The 20,309-nt window shown below is 71.7% G+C and carries 16 protein-coding genes; 8 read left to right on the top strand and 8 right to left on the bottom strand.

Annotated features, from left to right (window positions below; all coding sequences use genetic code 11):
- Nucleotides 1–77 precede the first annotated feature (77 nt).
- Both Q1A98_RS13640 and galE read left to right on the top strand, forming a co-directional pair.
- Entirely contained in the window at nucleotides 78–761 is a 684-nt protein-coding gene (locus Q1A98_RS13640) for a metal-dependent transcriptional regulator (RefSeq protein ID WP_299574404.1), read from the top strand.
- Nucleotides 762–765: 4 nt separating this feature from the next.
- The gene (gene galE / locus Q1A98_RS13635; RefSeq protein ID WP_299574402.1) at nucleotides 766–1,761 is read left to right on the top strand and encodes a UDP-glucose 4-epimerase GalE; all 996 of its coding nucleotides are present in this window, start codon (nucleotides 766–768) and stop codon (nucleotides 1,759–1,761) included.
- 12 nt (nucleotides 1,762–1,773) lie between these two features.
- Here galE and Q1A98_RS13630 read toward each other — a convergent pair whose 3' ends face one another.
- The 4 genes from Q1A98_RS13630 to Q1A98_RS13615 form a co-directional block, all read right to left on the bottom strand.
- Entirely contained in the window at nucleotides 1,774–2,838 is a 1,065-nt protein-coding gene (locus tag Q1A98_RS13630; RefSeq protein WP_299574399.1) for a DUF4192 domain-containing protein, read from the bottom strand.
- Nucleotides 2,839–2,981: 143 nt separating this feature from the next.
- A complete protein-coding gene (locus Q1A98_RS13625; protein WP_299574397.1) occupies nucleotides 2,982–3,671 on the bottom strand; it encodes a hypothetical protein in 690 nt (229 codons plus the stop codon).
- 60 nt (nucleotides 3,672–3,731) lie between these two features.
- Entirely contained in the window at nucleotides 3,732–4,358 is a 627-nt protein-coding gene (locus tag Q1A98_RS13620) for an MBL fold metallo-hydrolase (protein ID WP_299574395.1), read from the bottom strand.
- Nucleotides 4,355–5,443 carry an S-(hydroxymethyl)mycothiol dehydrogenase gene (locus Q1A98_RS13615; protein ID WP_299574392.1) on the bottom strand — a complete coding sequence of 363 codons (1,089 nt, stop codon included), beginning with the start codon at nucleotides 5,441–5,443 and terminating at the stop codon, nucleotides 4,355–4,357. The genes Q1A98_RS13620 and Q1A98_RS13615 overlap by 4 nt, the downstream gene beginning before the upstream one ends.
- 243 nt (nucleotides 5,444–5,686) lie before the next feature.
- On the opposite strand from Q1A98_RS13615, the gene Q1A98_RS13610 reads away from it, so the two are divergent.
- Together Q1A98_RS13610 and Q1A98_RS13605 are read left to right on the top strand one after the other, a co-directional pair.
- The gene (locus Q1A98_RS13610) at nucleotides 5,687–6,685 is read left to right on the top strand and encodes a proteasome assembly chaperone family protein (RefSeq protein WP_299574389.1); all 999 of its coding nucleotides are present in this window, start codon (nucleotides 5,687–5,689) and stop codon (nucleotides 6,683–6,685) included.
- A gap of 33 nt (nucleotides 6,686–6,718) precedes the next feature.
- Complete coding sequence (locus Q1A98_RS13605; protein WP_299574688.1) at nucleotides 6,719–9,172, top strand: RNA helicase; 2,454 nt, start codon at nucleotides 6,719–6,721, stop codon at nucleotides 9,170–9,172.
- Between the two features lie 9 nt (nucleotides 9,173–9,181).
- Here the strand turns inward: Q1A98_RS13605 and Q1A98_RS13600 are convergent, their stop codons facing one another.
- Entirely contained in the window at nucleotides 9,182–10,414 is a 1,233-nt protein-coding gene (locus Q1A98_RS13600; RefSeq protein WP_299574685.1) for an aminotransferase class III-fold pyridoxal phosphate-dependent enzyme, read from the bottom strand.
- Between the two features lie 61 nt (nucleotides 10,415–10,475).
- Between Q1A98_RS13600 and hrpA the strand changes: the two genes are divergently transcribed.
- Nucleotides 10,476–14,453: an ATP-dependent RNA helicase HrpA gene (gene hrpA / locus Q1A98_RS13595; RefSeq protein ID WP_299574386.1), complete on the top strand. Its 3,978-nt coding sequence runs from the start codon at nucleotides 10,476–10,478 to the stop codon at nucleotides 14,451–14,453.
- Here hrpA and nrdR read toward each other — a convergent pair.
- Together nrdR and Q1A98_RS13585 are read right to left on the bottom strand one after the other, a co-directional pair.
- Nucleotides 14,424–14,912, bottom strand: coding sequence for a transcriptional regulator NrdR (gene nrdR / locus Q1A98_RS13590; RefSeq protein WP_299574383.1), 489 nt, complete (start codon nucleotides 14,910–14,912; stop codon nucleotides 14,424–14,426). The genes hrpA and nrdR overlap by 30 nt on opposite strands.
- Nucleotides 14,913–15,121: 209 nt before the next feature.
- Nucleotides 15,122–15,655, bottom strand: coding sequence for a hypothetical protein (locus tag Q1A98_RS13585; RefSeq protein WP_299574381.1), 534 nt, complete (start codon nucleotides 15,653–15,655; stop codon nucleotides 15,122–15,124).
- A 203-nt stretch (nucleotides 15,656–15,858) separates the two neighbouring features.
- Between Q1A98_RS13585 and lexA the strand changes: the two genes are divergently transcribed.
- Nucleotides 15,859–16,539 (top strand): transcriptional repressor LexA, encoded by a 681-nt coding sequence (lexA, locus tag Q1A98_RS13580; RefSeq protein WP_299574378.1) that lies wholly within the window; start codon nucleotides 15,859–15,861, stop codon nucleotides 16,537–16,539.
- A gap of 85 nt (nucleotides 16,540–16,624) precedes the next feature.
- Here the strand turns inward: lexA and Q1A98_RS13575 are convergent, their stop codons facing one another.
- Entirely contained in the window at nucleotides 16,625–18,328 is a 1,704-nt protein-coding gene (locus Q1A98_RS13575; RefSeq protein ID WP_299574376.1) for a putative PEP-binding protein, read from the bottom strand.
- A gap of 227 nt (nucleotides 18,329–18,555) precedes the next feature.
- Here Q1A98_RS13575 and Q1A98_RS13570 point away from each other — a divergent pair, with 227 nt between their 5' ends.
- Nucleotides 18,556–19,323 (top strand): DeoR/GlpR family DNA-binding transcription regulator, encoded by a 768-nt coding sequence (locus tag Q1A98_RS13570; RefSeq protein WP_299574374.1) that lies wholly within the window; start codon nucleotides 18,556–18,558, stop codon nucleotides 19,321–19,323.
- On the top strand, nucleotides 19,320–20,291 hold the full coding sequence (locus Q1A98_RS13565) for a 1-phosphofructokinase family hexose kinase (protein ID WP_299574372.1): 972 nt from the start codon (nucleotides 19,320–19,322) through the stop codon (nucleotides 20,289–20,291). The genes Q1A98_RS13570 and Q1A98_RS13565 overlap by 4 nt, the downstream gene beginning before the upstream one ends.
- Nucleotides 20,292–20,309: the final 18 nt, after the last annotated feature.

The raw sequence follows: 20,309 nt of genomic DNA, 5'->3' as shown, positions 1-20,309 counted from the left end.
GAGAAGGTAGCCTGTGGTGCGAGAACGTGTCGCGCCACGACGTGCGGCGCCGGGACGGCGACGGAGGAAATCGCATCGTGAACGACCTGGTGGACACCACCGAGATGTACCTGCGCACGATCTACGACCTCGAGGAGGAAGGGATCGTGCCGCTGCGGGCGCGCATCGCCGAGCGCCTCGAGCAGAGCGGACCCACGGTGTCGCAGACCGTCGCCCGGATGGAGCGTGACGGTTTGCTGCGCGTCGCCGGTGACCGTCAGCTGGAGCTCACCGACCGTGGCCGGTCACTCGCCGTCGCGGTGATGCGCAAGCACCGCCTGGCCGAGCGGCTCCTCGTCGACGTCATCGGGATGCCCTGGGAGGACGTCCACGCGGAGGCGTGCCGCTGGGAGCACGTCATGAGCGAGAACGTCGAGCGACGCCTGCTGGAGGTGCTCGACCACCCGACCACCTCGCCGTACGGCAACCCCATCCCCGGCCTCGATCTGCTGGGCGTCGAGGTCGACGGTGAGGCCGCCTCGGCCACACGGCTGTCGGACCTCCCCGAGGGCGAGCCCGTCGCCGTCATCGTGCGTCGACTGTCCGAGCACGCCCAGGAGGACCCCGAGCTGATCAGTCGGCTCCGCGAGGCCGGCGTCGTGCCGAACGCGCGCGTCACGGTCACCAACGAGCACGGCGCGGTCACCATCAACACCCCCGGCCACGAAGGTCTGCGACTGTCGGCGGAGATGGCCCACTCGGTCCAGGTCGAGAAGGTCTGACCGGGTGAAGCTGCTCGTCACCGGTGGAGCCGGGTATGTCGGGAGCGTCTGCGCGCGCGTCATGGTCGACGCCGGACACGACGTGACCGTCGTCGACAACCTCAGCACGGGCAACCGGGACGCGGTCCCCGACGGCGCCCGGTTCGTCGAGGGCGACGTGAGCGCGGTCGTCGAAGACGTGCTCGGCGACGGTGACGTCGACGGCGTCCTGCACTTCGCCGCCCAGTCTCTGGTGGGTGAGTCGGTCGAGGCGCCCGAGAAGTACTGGTACGGCAACGTCGTCGAGTCGCTCGCGCTGTTGGAGGCGATGCGTCGCACACGGACTCCCCGACTCGTCTTCTCCTCGACCGCGGCCACCTATGGCGAGCCCGACGCCGTGCCGATCGTGGAGTCGGCGCCGACGCGGCCGACGAATCCCTATGGCGCCACCAAGCTCGCGATCGACCACGCGATCAGCTCCTACACGGTCGCGCACGGACTCGCCGCGATCAGCCTTCGGTACTTCAACGTCGCCGGTGCGTACAAGGGCGCCGGCGAGAACCGTCGCGTCGAGACCCACCTCATCCCGATCGTTCTGCAGGCCGCGCTGGGCCACCGCGAGTCGGTGAAGATCTTCGGCACCGACTACCACACAGACGACGGCACGGCCGTCCGCGACTACATCCACGTCCACGACCTCGCGCAGGCCCACGCGCTCGCGCTCGAGGCGGCGATCGCGGGCCGGCACGCCGTCTACAACCTGGGCAGCGGCGCCGGTTTCTCGGTACGTCAGGTGATCGAGACCTGCCGCGAGGTCACCGGGATCGACATCCCGGTCGTCGAGGCACCCCGCCGCGCCGGTGATCCCGCCGTCCTGATCGCCTCGAGCGACAAGGCGATCGACGAATTGGGGTGGCAGCCGGTGAACACCGCGCTGCCGACGATCGTCACCGATGCATGGGAGTACATTCGCACGCTCGGCGACAACGCCCACTCCGCCGCGGCGGTGTCGCACAGCTGATCCGGCCCGTCGTCAGGCACCGGGTTCGAGCAGCTCAGGCAGAGACGGCGGCATCGGCACGCCCAGTTCGGCGGCGACACCGTGCGACGTGGTCAGCAAACCGGTCAGCAGCGACGGCGGGAGACCGGCCCGCAACGACTGGTCGAGAAGACCCGCCATCGAATGACGCGGGAACGCGGCGAGGGCCGCGTCCAATGCGACGCCGGCGAACGACCCGTCTCCGTGGGCGTAGTACCAGTGCGCCAGCAGGGTCGCGGCGTTGGCACGGTCGCGTCCGCGACAGCGACGGGTCAGCGCGGTCCACATCGCCCCCGCCTCCTCGGCGTGCACCGAGACGGCGAGCGCCAGGAGCGCGTCGCGGACCCGTGGTACCGCGATCGCCGCGGCGATCGTCTCGACGTCGCCACACGACAACGCGCGCCGGCCGAGTCGCGCGAGCACCGATCGCAGCCGCGCCGCGTCGGACCGTCGTGTGCCGTTGCGGGACGGCGCGTCGACGGTGTGGTGGTGGCGGCAGTCGAGGTCGATGCAGGGCGGCGCGGGGTCCAGCGCCGCCGCCATGTCCTCCCGTCGCGCGTGCACGGTGGTACCGGAGGTGACCGCCCGGGCGACCGCGGTCGGTGTCGACGACGGGTCCGGCAGCAGGCCGGTCCAGGCGCCACGTCCGGACGGGGCACCGACGACGTACCACCGTGCGCCACTGCGGATCTCGTCCACCGCGAGTGCCACCCCGAGGTCGATGTCCACCAGTCGGGTCTCGACGTCGGCGATCAACGCCTCCCATCGCGGGTCGTCGGCGGGGACGCGGTCGTCGACGACGATCGCGGCCACGCTCGACGCGCGTTCCCGGGCCGCGACCGTCACGAGGTGGTCGACGACGTCGCACATGACCGCGGCGGGTGCGTCGTCGTCGTCGAGCACCATGTCGTGGCGCATGGTGATGCCCAGGCGTGACCCGGGCCCGCTGAAGCAGACGAGGACGAGGGAGCGGGCCGGGACGAAACCCAGCATCGGCGGGACCGCGGCGATCAGGTCGCCGGGGTCGTGGAGCGTGAGGGTGTGGTGGTCGATGTCCATGCGCCAGACCCTCCGGCACCGGGCCGACCGCATCGGATCGGCGGCGACGCGGGAGACGGGTCTGTGCACAGGAGCACCAGCGCTGATAGGTCTGCGCCGGCGGGCCGTGCGGTGGAGCCGGTGTGTCGGTGCGGGCGAGACCCTCAGCGGCCGCGGGACCGCTCGACCGCGGTCGTGAAGACCTGGTCGAGCGCGGTGCCGTCGACCCGCGCACCGGAGAACGAGACGAACGCGGCGTAGACCCGGATGCCGTCGTTCTGCGCGGCGAGGACCGTGGTCGTCTGCGCGACCGTCACCGGCGCCCGGCCCGAGGCGGAGGTGCGGCGGAAGGCCAGCGACTGCTGGGTGTCGATCGGGGCGGGCGGCAGGATCTCCGCGCGCACCGTGGACCGGACGGCACCCATGTCGACGGTGTAGCTGCCGCAGCGCGCGATCGCGTCGGCGATGTCGGCGAGCGGGGTCTGCGCCCGGGTCAGCACCACCGTGAGGTTCCCGCCGGTGGTCGACTGACCGGTGACGACGATGGTCGAGCCCAGGTCGGCGACGAGCGGCGGCGGCAGGCAGGACGACGGCGTGACCGACCCGCCGTTCGGCCGACCGGAGAGGTCGGCGAGGACGTCGGCGGCCTGTGTCGAGGACAGCCGCGTCGCCGGATAACCCGCCGGGAACTCGCTCGGGCTGATCGCGAGGCGATCGAGGTCGGCCGTCGCCGACGAACTGGGCGCGGCGACGGGTTCACCGTCGACGCTCTGCGCGCAGCCCGCGATCACACCGCCCACCAGGACGGCGGCGACCAGCAGACGGGCACGACGGAACACGGTCACACGCGTCACCCTGCCACCATCGCGTCCCGCCCGTCGGGACCGACACCCCCACCTAAGCCCGTCTCGAGCTCAGCTGCCGCGGGCGATCCACTCCTCGAGGTGCGGCGCCTCCTGGCCGACCGAGGTCGAGTCCCCGTGTCCGGTGCGGACCTCGGTCCCGGGGTCCAGGGTGAAGATCTTGTCCCGGATCGACTCGATGATCGTGGGGAAGCTCGAGAACGAGCGCCCGGTGGCCCCCGGCCCACCCGAGAACAACGTGTCGCCGCTGAACAGGATCCCGGCCTCGGGCAGGTACAGGCAGCACGACCCGGGTGAGTGTCCGGGGGTGTTGATCACGACGAGATCGGTACCCGCGACGGACACGCGCTGACCGTCCTCCAGGTCCTGGTGATCGGCGTCGGGATGGGTGTCGCGCCAGAGCATGTCGTCGCCGGGATGCAGGAAGACCGGGGCGTCGAGACGCTGCGAGAGTTCGGGCGCGACGGTGACGTGGTCGTTGTGGCCGTGGGTCGCGACGATCGCGCGCACCCGACGACCGCCGACCTTCTCCACGATCGGGTCGGCGGAATGGGCTGCGTCGATGATCACCACCTCGTCGTCGTCCCCGACGATCCAGATGTTGTTGTCGACGTCCCAGCTCCCCCCGTCGAGCTCGAAGGTGCCGGAGGTGACGACGTGATCGACGCGGACGGTCACAGGATCACCACCGAACGCAGGACCTCGCCGGCCTCCATCTTGTGGAACGCCGCCTCGACGTCGTCGAGGGAGATGCGCTCGGAGACGAACTTCTCCAGCGGCAGCCGTCCCTGCTGGTGCAGGTCGACGAGCATCGGGAAGTCGCGTTCGGGCAGGCAGTCGCCGTACCAGGACGACTTCAGCGAGCCGCCGCGCGAGAAGAAGTCGACGAGGGGCAGTTCGAGGCGCATCTGCGGCGTCGGGACACCCACGAGGACCACGGTCCCGGCGAGATCGCGGGCGTAGAAGGCGGTCTCGTAGGTCTCGGGGCGACCGACGGCGTCGATGACGACGTCGGCACCGTTTCCGTCGGTGAGGTCCTGGATGGCGGTGACGACGTCGTCGACCGCCGAGCCGTCGATGGTGTGGGTCGCGCCGAGGTCGGTGGCCCAGCGCAGCTTCCGTGGGTCGCGGTCGACGGCGATGATCGTCGACGCACCCGCCAGGCGTGCGCCGGCGATCGCCGCGTCGCCGACACCACCGCAACCGATGACGGCGACGCTGTCACCACGGCCGACGTTGCCGGTGTTCATCGCCGCACCGAGACCGGCCATCACGCCACAGCCGAGGAGACCGGCGACGGCGGGGTCGGCGTCCGGGGCGACCTTGGTGCACTGACCCTCGTGCACGAGGGTCTTCTCCGCGAACGCACCGATGCCCAGCGCCGGGGTGAGCTCGGTGCCGTCCTCCAGCGTCATCGGGACGCTCGCGTTGTGGGTGTCGAAGCAGTACCAGGGGCGACCGCGCTTGCAGGCGCGACACTGCCCGCACACCGCGCGCCAGTTGAGGACGACGAAGTCCCCGACCTCGACGTGGGTGACCTCGTCACCGATCTGCTCGACCACGCCGGCCGCCTCGTGACCCAGCAGGAACGGGTACTCGTCGTTGATGCCGCCGTCGCGATAGGCCAGGTCGGTGTGGCAGACACCGCAGGCCTGCACCCGCACGACGACGTCGCGCGGCCCCGGGTCCGGGATCACCACGGTCACCACCTGGGTGGGTTCCTTCGTGGACAGTGACACGACACCTCGTACCTGCTGCGACATGCTCTGCGGCGTCCTCTCGATCGCGGGGATGTGCGCACGTGCGCACACGACGATCCTTCCATGCGTGACCAGCACCACGTCCGCGAGGTGGACACGTGTCCACCGACGTGACGATCATCGCGCCGCCGTCGCGTCGGGGACCCTCGCCGCCCGGAACACACGGGACGGGTGGGATCGTTGTACAGCGGTGATCCCCCGTCGGGCCGCACGCGCCCCGGGGCCGACGACGAACGAGGAGTGGTGATGGACGAGGAATCCACGCTCTACGAGTTGGAGTTCCCCGTACCCCACGTCACTGGCGACGAGGGCGACGGGCCGGTGCTGGTGCACGCGTTGGAGGGGTTCGCCGACGCCGGGCATGCAGTGGCCCTGGCCGCCGAGCACCTGCGCGACAGCCTCGACTCGGAACTGGTGGCCACGTTCTCCGCCGACGAACTGATCGACTACCGCTCCCGGCGCCCGACGATGGTGTTCTCGGGTCAGGAGTTCACCGGCGTCGAGATGCCCGCGCTGACCGTCCACGCGGTCCGCGACAACGCCGGTCGGCCATTCCTGCTGCTGGCCGGCGCGGAGCCCGATCTGCGCTGGGACCGTTTCGTCGAGGCGGTGCGACGGCTGTCGGACCACTTCCAGGTCTCGTCGGTCGTCGGACTCAACGCCATCCCCATGGCCATCCCGCACACGCGGCCCTCGACGGTCACCGCGCATGGCTCGGCGCCGGAGATGCTGGGTGATCTGCCGCGCTGGGGCAGTCCCCTGAAGATCCCCGGCAGCGCGTCGATGCTGATCGAGCTCCGGATGGCCCAGCACGGGTACAAGACCGCCGGCCTCTCGGTGCACGTGCCGCACTACCTCTCCCAGGCCAAATACCCCGCGGCCTCGGCGACCCTGATCGACAGCCTGTCGACCGTCACCGGTCTCGATCTCCCGGTCGGGGCGTTGGAGAACGCCGCGGCGACGGTCCGCACGCAGATCGACGCCGAGGTGTCGGGCAACGGCGAGGTCGAGGCGGTCGTCGCCGCACTGGAGACCCAGTACGACGCCGTGACGGGCCGGGCCGAGGAGGCGCCGTCGTTGCTGGCGTCCGACGAGTCCCTGCCGAGCGGTGACGAACTCGGTGCCGAGGTGGAGAAGTTCCTCGCCCAGGCCGCCGCCGACGACGCGTCGTCCGAGGACGGCGACGACGCCCCCGACACCGACGCCGACGGCGGGCCCACCCCACCCGGTGACGACCGGCCCTAGGTGACCGCCCCCGCCGAGTCCGTACCGGCGCCGCTGTCGCGCCTGCCCGACGGCCCCGACGATGCCTTCGACTCCGTCACGGAGTGGGTGGCATCGCGGGGCCTGTCGTTGTATCCGGCGCAGGAGGAGGCACTGCTCGAGCTCGTCGGCGGGTCGCACGTCATCCTGTCGACGCCGACAGGGTCGGGGAAGTCGCTGGTGGCGACCGGCGCGGCACAGTTCGCCCGCACGCGCGGGGAACGGACCTTCTACACCGCGCCGATCAAGGCCCTCGTCAGCGAGAAGTTCTTCGACCTGTGTGCGGTCTTCGGTGCCGAGAACGTCGGCATGATGACCGGCGACGCGACGGTCAACGCGGGCGCGCCGATCGTGTGCGCGACCGCCGAGATCGTCGCCAACCTCGCCCTCCGGCACGGTGCGGACGCCGACATCGGACTCGTCGTCATGGACGAGTTCCACTACTACGGCGACCCCGAACGCGGCTGGGCGTGGCAGGTCCCGCTGATCGAGCTGCCGCGCACGCAGTTCCTGCTCATGTCGGCCACGCTCGGCGAGATCGACTTCTTCGTCGAGGATCTCACCCGCCGCACGGGTCGACCCACCGCATCGGTGACCGGTACGCAACGCCCTGTGCCGCTGGAGTTCTCCTACGTCCTCACCCCGGTCCACGACACGATCGAGCTCCTCGTCGACCAGGGCCGGGCGCCGATCTACGTCGTGCACTTCACGCAGGCGTCGGCAGTCGAACGCGCGCAGGCGCTGCTGTCGGCGACCCTGCTCGACCGCGCGGGCAAGGACGCGATCGCGGATGCACTGGGCGACTTCCGGTTCGCATCGGGGTTCGGGTCGACCCTGTCGAAGCTGTTGCGCGCAGGCATCGGGGTGCACCACGCGGGGATGCTCCCCCGCTACCGCCGCCTCGTGGAACGACTCGCCCAACAGGGCCTCCTGCGGGTCGTCGCCGGCACCGACACCCTCGGCGTGGGCATCAACGTCCCGATCCGCACGGTGCTGTTCACCGGGCTCACCAAGTACGACGGGACGCGCACCCGCCACCTGCAGGCCCGGGAGTTCCACCAGATCGCCGGGCGCGCAGGCCGTGCCGGGTTCGACGACCGCGGATACGTGGTCGTGGAGGCCCCCGACCACGAGATCGAGAACTCGCGACTGCTCGCCAAGGCCGGTGACGACCCGAAAAAGCTCAAGAAGATCCAGCGCAAGAAGCCTCCGGACGGGTTCGTCTCGTGGGGGAAGCCGACGTTCGACCGCCTCGTCGGCGCCGATCCCGAGCCGTTGCGGTCCCACTTCCGGGTGAGCACGGCGATGCTCGTCGACGTGATCGCCCGGCCCGGGCCGTGTTTCCCGGCCATGCGCCATCTCCTCGAGGACAACCACGAGCCACGTGCCCGCCAGCGCAGGCACATCCTGCGGGCGATCGACATCTATCGCGGACTGCGGAACGCGGGACTCGTCGAGACCACCGACCCTGACGCGACCGGCGCCACAGTGCGGCTGACCGCGGAGCTCCCACCCGACTTCGCCCTGTCGAACCCGTTGTCGTCGTTCGCGATCGCGGCGCTGGAGCTGCTCGACGTCGACGACCCCGACTACGCCCGCGACGCGTTGTCGGTGATCGAGTCGATCGTCGAGGATCCCCGACCCGTGGTGCGCGCACAGCAGAACGTCGCGCGGGCGGCGGCCGTCGCACAGATGAAGGCAGACGGGTTGGACTACGAGGAGCGGGTCGCGCGGGTAGAGGAGATCACCTACCCCCGACCTCTCGACGAGCTCCTCGACGCCGCCTACGAGATGTACCTCCGCGGCCATCCGTGGGTGGCCGACACGCGACCGTCCCCGAAGTCGGTGGTGCGCGAGATGCTCGAGCACGCAGACGGGTTCGGTGACATCGTGGCGCGCCTGTCCCTCGCCCGCAGCGAGGGCGTGCTGCTGCGCTACCTCACCGACGTCTACCGCATCGCCCGCCACGGCGTGCCGCCCGACCGTCACACAGACGACTTCGACGACGTCGTCGCCTGGCTCGGGCACCTGGTCCGGTCCACCGACTCGAGCCTGATCGACGAGTGGGAGCAGCTCACCTCCCCCGACCCCACGCGACCGGTGGCACCGAGCGCACCGTCCGGTCCCGATCGTCGCGCCTGGCGGGTCCACCTCCGCAACCACATGTTCGCGATCGTGGACGCGTTCGCCCGCGAGGACGAGGACGCACTGCGCCGCATGCACCCGGACGTCGACTGGCCCGCGACCCTCGACGACTACTTCGACGAGTACGACGACATCGGGATGGGTCCGGACGCGCGCAGCCCGCGACTCTTCACCCTCGACGAGTCGGGCGAGCGGTGGACGGTGCGGCAGACCCTCGACGACCCGTCCGGCGACCACGGATGGGCGATCACCGGTGCCGTCGAGCTGCCGGACGATCCCGACGCCATGCCGCGCGTGGTCGACGTGGCGGTCACCTCCGGCTGACGGTCCGGGTCAGAGTCCGTCGAGCGCGGCGTGGAATCGCGAGGCCATCTCGCCGACCTCGTCGGTCGTCATGACCAGCGCCGGTGAGACCTGCAGGGCCCCGGCACCGGCGACCCGCGTGGACACCCCGTGACGACGCAGCGCCGCCACGGCATGCGGTCCGACGGCCGGGTCCGCGAGCTGGACGCCCGCGACCGCTCCCACCCCGCTGCGGACCTCCGACACCGCGGGCAGGTCCGCGAGCGGGGCGAGGGCGGTGTGCAGGTCGTCCTGGAGCCGCAACGCCTCGTCGAGCAGGCCCTCGGCCTCCACGATGTCGAGGTTGGCCATGGCCGCGGCCGCAGCGCCGGCGTGTCCGCCGTAGGTGTAGCCGTGGCGCCACCACACGCCGCCGGCGAAGAACGGCTCCGCGATGTGCGGGGCAACGAACAGCGCCCCCATCGGCACATACCCCGACGTCAGTCCCTTCGCGGTCGTCATCATGTCGGGCTGCAGGTCGAAGCGTGCCGACGCGAACCACGCGCCGCCGATCCGGCCGAACCCGGTGACGACCTCGTCGGCGACGAACAGAACGTCGTGCTCGCGGCAGATGTCGCGGACCTCGCGCAGATAGCCCTCGGGCGGCGGGTACACGCCGCCGGCACCGATCACCGGCTCACAGAAGAACGCCGCGATCGAGTCGGCCCCGACCCGCTCGATCAGACCGAGCAGGCTCTTGGCGTCGTCGAAGTCGACGGTCGCGGCGTCGGCCATGAGGGTCCCGTAGCCGTCGCGGTTCGGCGGCAGGCCCGACAGCGCCGTCCCCGCGACGTGCATCCCGTGATACGCCTTGGTGCGACCGACGACGATCTTCTTCTCCGGCCGCCCCATCTCGTGCCAGTACCGCCGGGCGAGCTTCGCGGCCGAGTCGACGGAATCGCTCCCGCCCGAGGTGAAGAACACCTTGCTGCCGGGAACCGGGGCGAGCGCACCGAGTCGATCGGCCAGTTCGACGGTCACCGCGGGCATCACGTCGCCGAACCCGGAGACGTGCGCGACGGTCCGCAGTTGCTGCGCGACGGCGTCGGCGATGGGCGCCCGCCCGTGCCCGACGTTGGTGAACCACAGCCCCGCGGTGGCGTCGATGTACTCGGCCCCATGGGTGTCGGTGATGCGAGTGCCCGATCCACTCGCGATCGCGAACGGACCGCTCTCGCTCACCGCACCCATGTCGGCGAACCCGTGCCACAGCGTCGACGTCATGGCGCCCATCATGCCCGCCGCGGTGGGTGCGGCGACATCCGGCGAATATCCTGGGGACACCATGTCCGACGAGTCCCCGCGCCCGGCGCGCCGTCCGCGACGACACCGGGGCGGATCCCGGCGCCGGTCGCCCGACGCACCGTCCGGCCCACCTGTCGCGACGATCGCAGTCCCCGAGGACGACGTGACGATCGCCGACGCCCACCGGCTGCACCAGCGGGCCCGCCGCGTCCGGTCCGACGAGGACCGCACGGCCTTCGAGAGCACCGTCGCCCGCGCGACGCAGCGGCTGGACCGTCGGCGTGCGCTCGTCCCCCGTCTCGACTACCCCGCCGAGCTCCCCGTGTCGGCGGCCCGAGACGAGATACGCGAGGCCATCGCCGCCCACCAGGTCGTGGTGATCGCCGGCGAGACCGGGTCCGGCAAGACGACACAGCTGCCCAAGATCTGCCTCGAACTCGGACGCGGCATCCGCGGCACCATCGGGCACACCCAGCCTCGTCGGATCGCCGCACGGTCGGTGGCGGCCCGCATCGCCGAGGAGACACACACCGATCTCGGTGCCGCGGTGGGATTCTCGGTCCGCTTCGACGACCGCTCGACCGCCGACACGCTCGTCAAGGTGATGACCGACGGCATCCTGCTCGCGGAGCTGACCCGGGATCGGCTGCTGCGGGCCTACGACACGATCATCGTCGACGAGGCGCACGAGCGGAGCCTCAACATCGACTTCATCCTCGGCTACCTCAAGCAGCTGCTCCCCCGTCGACCCGACCTGAAGGTCATCATCACCTCGGCGACCATCGACCCCGGACGCTTCGCCGACCACTTCGCCACCGAGGACGCACCGGTGCCGGTGATCTCGGTCTCGGGACGCACCTATCCGGTGGAGGTCCGGTACCGGCCGCTCGCCGTCGAGTCCGAGGACCCGGAGGGCGACCACGTCGACCTCGACCAGATCCAGGGCATCACCGCGGCGGTCTCCGAGCTGCGCCGCGAGGGACCCGGCGACATCCTCGTGTTCCTCGCCACCGAACGGGACATCCGCGACACCGCCGACAGCCTCCGCCGATCGCACCCCGACGAGGAGATCCTCCCGCTCTACTCGCGGCTGTCGACGGCAGAGCAGAATCGGGTGTTCTCCCGCAGCTCGGGCCGGCGGATCGTGTTGTCCACGAACGTCGCCGAGACCTCGCTCACCGTCCCCGGCATCCGGTACGTCGTGGACGCCGGCACCGCCCGCATCTCCCGGTACTCCACACGGACCAAGGTGCAGCGACTGCCCGTCGAGCCGATCTCGCAGGCGTCGGCCCGCCAACGGTCCGGCCGCTGCGGGCGCGTCGCCGACGGCATCGCCATCCGCCTGTACTCCGAGGAGGACTTCGAGACCCGGCCGGCGTTCACCGACCCCGAGATCCTGCGCACCAACCTCGCCTCGGTCATCCTCACCATGGCGGCGCTCGACCTGGGTGACGTCGCGCGCTTCCCCTTCGTCGACCCACCCGACCCGCGGGCGATCCGTGACGGCGTCGCGCTCCTCGAGGAACTCGGCGCGTTGCGCGGCCGGGGTGACGACCGCGAACTCACCTCCGTCGGGCGCGACATCGCGAGCCTGCCGATCGAGCCCCGGTGGGCGCGGATGGTGGTCGCCGCGCAGGAGCAGGGCGTGCTTTACGAGGTCCTCGTCATCGTGGCGGCACTCTCCCTGCCCGACGTCCGGGAGCGGCCCGGCGAACACCGGCAAGCCGCCGACGAGATGCACGCCCGCTTCGCCGTCGCCGGCTCGGACTTCCTCTCGATCCTGGCCCTGTGGCGCCACCTCGAAGAGCAGCGACGGACTCTGTCCGGCAACCAGTTCCGTCGGCAGTGTGCCCGCGAGTTCTTGCACTGGCTGCGGATCCGCGAGTGGCGTGACCTCGTCGGCCAGTTGGAGCGGATCGTCGTCGACAAGGGATGGACGGTCACACACCCGACCGACGACAGCCCTGAACCGTCCGCGGCCGCGGTGCACCAGTCGGTGCTCGCCGGCCTCCTCGGTCAGATCGGTGTCCGTGAGGGCGACACCCGCGAATTCCTGGGGGCCCGCGGGACCAAGTTCGTCGTGTTCCCCGGGTCGGGCCTGGCGAAGAAGCCACCGCGGTTCGTGATGGCGGCCGAGATCGTCGAGACCTCACGGCTGTTCGCCCGCACCGTCGCCGGCATCGAGCCCGAGTGGGCGGAGCGTCTGGCGGGCGACCTCGCGAAACGGCAGTACAGCGAGCCGCACTGGTCGATCAAGCGGGGATCGGCGATGGCGTGGGAGCGGGTCACGCTCTACGGCGTCCCCCTGGTGGCGCGTCGCGCGGTCCCCTACGGCCGTATCGACCCCGAGGCCTCCCGCGACCTGTTCCTCCGGCGGGCCCTGGTCGAGGGCGAATGGCGTACGCAGCACACGTTCTTCGCCCGCAACCGCGCGCTCCTCGAGGAGGCACGCGAACTCGAGGACCGCGCCCGTCGCGGCGACCTCGTCATCTCCGACGACCAGCTCTACGACTTCTACGACGCCCGCATCCCCGCCGACGTCGTGTCGGGCGCGCACTTCGACGCATGGTGGAAGAAGGCTCGGCGCACACAGCCCGATCTGCTGGACCTCACCCCCGAGGACGTCGCCGACACCACCACCGTCTCGGCCGGCCAATTCCCCGACGTGTGGCAGCAGGGCGAGGCGCGACTGCAACTGCAGTACCGGTTCTCCCCCGGCAGCACACACGACGGGATCACCGTCCTCATCCCGACCGCATTGCTGCCTCGGATCCGGCCGGCCGGGTTCGACTGGCTCGTCCCGGGTCTGCGCGACGACCTCGCCGTCGCCCTGGTCCGCACGCTGCCCAAATCGACACGACGACGCCTCGGGCCTGCCGCGGACGTCGGCCCACAGGCCATGGCGGCGCTGACACCCCGGTCCGAGCCCGTCGTGAGCGGCCTGGCCCGCGAGATCACCCGACTCACCGGGGTGTCCGTCGTCGCCGACGACTTCGATCCGTCGGCCCTGCCGGCGCATCTCGCGGTGCGGTTCGCCGCGGTCGACGACACCGGCGAGGTGGTCGCGGAGGCCGAGTCGCTGGCCGCGCTCACCGCCGCCCTCGACCGACCGGCCGCCACCTCGGCACGGCGCGCGCCCACCCGCTCCGCGCGACCTGCCGCCCCGGTGGTGACGACGTGGACGGCGGCGACCATCGGGACCCTCGACGCGGAGGTGACCGAGGTGGTTGCCGGACAGACGGTGACGAGTCACCCCGCACTCCGCGTGGTCGACGGCGGCGTCAGCGTCGTCCTCGAGACCACCGCTGCGGCCGCCCGCGCGTCGACACATCGCGCGGTGCTCCGTCTGCTGCAGCTCTCGATCCCGCCGCTCAAACCCTCGGCCGCGGCGGCACTCCCGATGGCGCAGAGGCTCGCGCTGTCGCAAAGCCCGTACGCCTCGGTGGAGGCGCTGCTGGCCGACTGCACGCTCGCCGCGATCGTCGAATCTGCCGGCGCCGTCGGCGACATCCGCGATCCGGAGACCTTCGCGGCGCTGCGTGCTCGGGTCGCGGGCGTCGCCGGCCAGCGCGCGCGCGAGATCCTCGCGGTGGTCGCCGACGCGATGACCCGCCTCCCGGCGATCCACGCGGAACTGACCCGTCTCGGCGACAGCCGAGCGACCGGGGACGTCCGCGACCAGCTGGCGGACCTCGTCCATCCAGGGTTCGTCGCCGACACGCCTGCGGCGCAGCGACCACGCCTGCCCGCCTACCTCGACGCGATCGTGGTGCGACTCGAACGACTCCCGGCAGCGGCGTCGACCGACGCCCGGGGGATGGACGCGGTGGACCGTGTGGTCGAGCACTGGGCACAGGTCGCCGCGCGGTGCGCGCCCGCACGCCGTGACGCGGTGAACGAGCAGGCGCACTGGCTCGTCGAGGAGTTGCGCGTGGGTCTCTTCGCGGAGCGGGTGGGTACGGCGTTCCCCGTGTCGGAGAAGCGGGTGCTACGGGCGATCGACGCCCTGGCCGGCTGACGCGGCGCCGACGTGACCGGCGGCGCGCAGGTCGTCGATCTCGCGCTGGAAGTCCTCGACGGACTCGAACGACCGGTACACCGACGCGAAGCGCAGGTAGGCGACCTCGTCGAGTTCACGGAGCGGGGTGAGGATCGCCAATCCCACCTCGTTGCTGGGGATCTCGGCCGAGCCGGATGCGCGGACCGCGTCCTCCACCTGCTGGGCGAGCAACGCCAGACGGTCTTCGTCGACCGCCCGGCCCTGGCAGGCGCGCCGTACCCCGCGCATGACCTTCTCCCGCGAGAACGGCTCGGTCACCCCGTTGCGCTTGACCACCGCGAGCACCGCACTCTCGACGGTGGTGAACCGACGCCCACACTCGGAGCACGACCGGCGTCGCCGGATCGCCTGTCCCTCGTCGGCGACACGGGAGTCCACGACACGCGTGTCCTCGTGGCGACAGAACGGGCAGTGCATCGCGACGTCCTCGGTGGTCGGAGGTCCGGCGTGGGGCGCATGCGCCCGGGATGAGCCGGGTGGATCGAGATGATCCCTACCTGTCGAGAATACCGGGACCGGTGGTGCGGTCGTGGCGGTCGGGGCCGGTGCGACCACGACGGGCACGAGGTGGGACGCGCTCGCGAGCAGCGGATACGACATGACCACCTCCGTCACCGCCGCCTACGTCAGCGTGCGTACTGCGGGGCGAGCAACGGCTGGCCCGGGGTGAGCGCCGAACCCTCGAGATGATTCATCTCGCGCAGGTCCGCGACCACCTGCGCGACCGGTGCGTCCGGCACGGCCCGGGCGGCCAGCGCGCTCAGCGACTCCCCGCCGCGGACGTGGACGACGCTGCTGCCCACGACGGCAGGCGCGTGGTCGTCGGCCACCATCGACCCGCCGACGACGACCGCCCACAGCGCCACCGCGAGCGCGAGGCCGGCGAGGACTGCTGCACCCCATCCCACGTGTGCGGGACGGAGGGAGCCGGTACGTCCCGATCCCTCGCGGCAGGCGGAGCCGACGGGACGGGGCGTAGCCGAGGTGGGCCGTCGGGGTGCTGTCGCCGCCGGGCGGGTACGCGGACGGGCCGGCGCGGGTGACGCGACCCGTGCGCTGCGACGCGGCGACGGGTCGAGCGGATGACGACGGCCTGCGCGGGACGCGACACGGTCCGCGTCGACACGGGTGACACCGGGGGCCATGAGGGACTGGCTCATCGCGATCTCCTTCTCGATCAGGCGTTCGAAAGAACGTGTGTTCGAGTTCTACCACGAGCCTCCGACACGGTCGACACACCGTCGAACAAATGTTTGAAAGTCGTGACCTCGTGGACTACGGTCGGGGCACGACCAGGACAGATGCACGCCTCGCGTCCCGGGCACCCGCCCCACGAGCACCGCATCGCGAAGGAGAGGACGCCGTGTCCGACACGACCATCACCCCCGGCGGGACCAGGACGACTGCCCCCGCCGAGAGCGATCTCACCGAGCGCCAGCTCGAGGTGTTGCGCGTCATCCGTTCGTCGGTCCGGGAGCGCGGGTATCCCCCGAGCATCCGGGAGATCGGCGACGCCGTCGGCCTGACCTCCACCTCGTCGGTCGCGCACCAGCTGCGCACACTGGAGCGCAAGGGGTTCCTCAAGCGAGACCACAACCGGCCCCGTGCGGTCAACGTCCAGGAGAACGACCCCGGTGACGGCGGCGACAGCGGCGCGACCCCGTTGCCCACACCGACGTTCGTCCCCGTCCTGGGTCGCATCGCCGCAGGCGGCCCGATCCTGGCCGAGGAGGCCGTCGAGGACGTCTTCCCGCTCCCCCGCGAACTCGTCGGCGACGGCGCCCTGTTCCTGCTGCGCGTCGTGGGTGAGTCGATGATCGACGCCGCCATCTGCGACGGGGACTGGGTGGTCGTCCGTCAGCAGAACGTGGCCGACAACGGCGACATCGTCGCGGCGATGATCGACGGCGAGGCGACGGTCAAGACGTTCAAACGCACCGACGGCCACGTGTGGTTGATGCCGCACAACGCCGCCTTCGACCCGATCCCGGGCGACGACGCCGCCATCCTGGGCAAGGTCGTCACGGTGATGCGTCGCATCTGATCCCACCCCTCCGACGTGACGAGGCGCCCTCCGGTGGAGGGCGCCTCGTGTCGTCTGCGGGGTCCGGCTCGGGGGACCCGCGGACTCAGCCCTGCAGGGCGGCGGTGGCCGCGGCTCGGGCGTCGGCGGGGTCGGCGGTGGCGAGGACCGCGTCGGCGGCCGCGCGGCAGGCATCGCGGGTCACGCGCCCCAGGGCCGCACCGACGGCCGCGGCGGCGGCGGGTGCGCTCGACAGGGACGTGACCCCCATGCCCACCAACACACACGCCAGCACCGGGTCGGCGGCGGCCTCACCGCACACGCCGACAGGCTTCCCGGCGGCGACGCCTGCGGCGGCGACGCGGTCGATGAGCGTCAGCACGGCGGGCTGCCACGGGTCGGTGAGCGTGGCCAGGTCGGCCGACATCCGGTCCGCGGCCATCGTGTACTGCGTCAGGTCGTTGGTACCGATGGACGCGAAGTCGACCTCGGCCAGGATCGCGGGCGCCAGCAACGCCGCCGACGGGACCTCGATCATCACCCCGGCGACGAGTCCGCGGTCACGGACCTGCGCAGCGAACTCTCGGGCCTCCGCCGCCGTGGCCACCATGGGGGCCATCACCCACGGGGTCGTCCCTGTCTGCTCCGCCGCGGCGGCGATCGCGTCGAGCTGGTGGTCGAGCAGGGCGGGATGGGCGTGGGCGACCCGCAGTCCGCGGACCCCGAGAGCCGGGTTCGCCTCGGTACCGGACTCGACGAAGGCGAGGGGCTTGTCCGACCCGGCGTCGAGCGTGCGGATCACGATCTTGGCGGGATCCGCTGTCCCGGCGAAGGCCTCGATGACGTCGCGGTAGAGCGCGGTCTGCTCGTCCACGGTCGGTTCGGAGGCGCGGTCGAGGAAGGCGAGTTCGGTACGGAACAGGCCGACACCGGTCACCGGGTGGTCGGTCGCCGCGCGGGCGGACGCCCCGTCCTGCACGTTGGCCAGGATGGCGACGTCGTGGCCGTCGGCGGTGCGGCCGGGTCCCGACCACTGCGCGATCTCGGCGGCCACCGCACGCGCGTCCCGGACCGCGGTGGTCGCGACCCGCTCGTCGGGGTCGACCGTGATGGCACCGATCGCACCGTCCACGAGCACCGCGGCGCCGGCGGGGATCTCGTCGAGTCCCGACACGGCGACCACACACGGGATGCCGAGCTGGCGGGCGATGATCGCGGTGTGGCTCGTGGGGCCACCGAGGCGCGTGACCAGCGCGGTGACGACGGCGGGGTCGAGGCCGGAGGTGTCGGCGGGTGCGAGGTCGTCTGCGCACAGGACCACGGCGTGGTCGGGAGTCGCGATACCCGGCTCGGGCTCGCCGGCGAGCTCGGCGAGCACGCGGTCACGCACGTCCTTCAGGTCCGTGACGCGCTCGGCCATCAGACCACCCAGTTTGGTGAACAGGGTCACGAACTGGTCGGTGGCGGCGACGGCCGCGTTGGGTGCGGGCGCGCCGGCGCGGATCTCCTTCTGGACCGCCCCGGTCCAGCCGCGGTCCTCCGCCAGGGCAGCCGTCGCGGACAACACCTCGGACGCGACACCGGTGGCCGCCGAGGCGCGCGAACGGAGTCGGTCGGCGACCGCGGAGGCCGCCGCGGTGAAGCGCTCGCACTCCGCCTCGGTGTCCGCCGGAGGGGTCCCGGGGCCGGGCAGCGCCGGCCGAGCACCCGGCCACATCACCGGGGCGTAGGCCACCCCGGCGACGACGGGTGTCCCGACGAGGACCGTCCCCGATGCGGGGGCAGGCGCGGCGGTGGTGTGAGCGGTCATGGGTTCACCTCTGGTGGGGCGGCGGTCCGTGTGTGACTCCGGTGCCGGGTGTGTGGGCGGTGTCGGCGGCCGGTTCGACCGGCTGTTGTGACTCAAATTACAAGAAATGCTTGACTTGTCAACACAGTCAAGCGTAAACAGACATGAACCAACACCGGCTGCCACAGAAATCCACATCGATGACCTGATTCAAGGTTTCCGAGCCGCCGACGACGACAGGAGCCACGGTGTACGCCGAGGAGCGACAGCAGGCCATCGCCGACCAGGTGGCGAACCACGGACGGGCGTCGGTGACCGCGCTCGCCCGCGAGTTCGCGGTCACCAGCGAGACGGTGCGCCGCGACCTCGCCGCGCTGGAGCGGATCGGCGCGCTGCGCCGCGTCCACGGCGGCGCGGTGACCGTCGACGCGATCCGCCCGTCGGAGCTGAACGTGGCCGAGCGTGCGGACGCACGTCCCGACGAGAAGGGACGCATCGGCGCCGCGGCGTGCCGGTTCATCCCCTCCGACGGCGGCAGCCTCGTCATCGACGCCGGCACCACCACCATCCAGGCCGCCGCACGCCTGCCCCGCGACCGCGGCCTCACCGTCTTCACCAACTCCCTGTCCGTCGCCTCGACGGTCGCCGACCATCCCGGCGCCGACCTGCACTTCCTCGGCGGACGGATCCGCGGGATCACCCAGGCCGCGGTCGGTCCGGCACCGCTCGCGGCACTCGGCGACCTGCGTGTCGACGTCGCGATGATCGGCACCAACGGCCTCACCGAACACCACGGCCTATCGACCCCCGACATCGAGGAGGCCGCGGTGAAGTCGGCGATGGTCGCGGCGGCACAGCGGGTCGTCGTCCTCGCCGACTCCACCAAGATCGGACGCGAGGACCTCCGCAGCTTCGCCGACATCACCGCCGTCGACGTCCTCATCACCGACGAGGGCATCGATCCCGTCTTCTCCGCCCGCCTGTCCGCGCTCGGCGTCGAGGTCGTGATCGCATGATCGTCACCGTCACCGCCAACCCCAGTCTCGACCGCACCGTCGTGCTGCCCGGTCCCCTCGAGCGCGGTTCGGTCGCCCGGGCACTCGGCAGTCGCAGCGAGCCGGGAGGCAAGGGCATCAACGTCTCCCGCGTGGCCCAGGTCGCCGGCGTCCCCACCATCGCGATCCTGCCCGCGCCGACAGGCGACCCCCTGCTGCTCGGCCTGGACGCGGTGGGCCTGGCGCACCGCACCGTCGAGGTCGCCGACGAGGTCCGGACGAACATCACCGTCACCGAACCCGACGGCACCACCACGAAGCTCAACCTGCCCGGCGCGACGCTGGGTGCACAGCAGGTCGACGCGCTGTTCTCCCTCGTCCTCGACGTCGCCGAGTCCGCGGCCTGGGTGGCGCTGTGCGGGTCCCTGCCGCCCGGCGCGCCCAGCGACCTCTACGGTCGCATCGCCGCCGCGCTCGCCGGCTCGGGCTGCCGGGTCGCGGTCGACACCTCGGGAGCCCCGTTGGCCGCATTGATCGGGGCCCTGGCCGACGGGTCGGTCGACCTGATCAAGCCGAACACCGAGGAACTGTGCGAGATCACCGGTGCCGACGTCGACGAGCTCGACTCCGCGGCGGCCGGTGGGGATTTCACCCCGACGCTCGACGCCGCCCGCTCGGTCGTGGGGACGGCCGGGTGCGCCGTCCTCGCCACGCTCGGCGCGGCGGGCGCGCTGCTGGTCACCGCCGACGGCGCCTGGCAGGCCGCACCGCCGCCCATCACCCCCGTGAGCACGGTCGGCGCCGGGGACGCGACCCTCGCCGGCTACCTCCTCTCCGACCTGTCGGGCCACGGGCCCGCGGATGCGCTCCGCTCCGCGGTCGCCCACGGCTCGGCCGCCGCCGCCCTCCCGGGAACCCAGCCACCCTCCCCCGATGACCTCGCGCTGCACGCGGTGCGGGTGAGCGAGGTGTCCACACCATTCGTCTGACGACCACGGCCGCCGACC

It is taken from the genome of uncultured Williamsia sp., assembly GCF_947494875.1.
In the GTDB taxonomy this organism is placed as follows: domain Bacteria; phylum Actinomycetota; class Actinomycetes; order Mycobacteriales; family Mycobacteriaceae; genus Williamsia_A.
The sequence above is the reverse complement of the archived record's forward strand: the minus strand, read 5'-3'. Positions and strand labels throughout refer to the sequence as shown.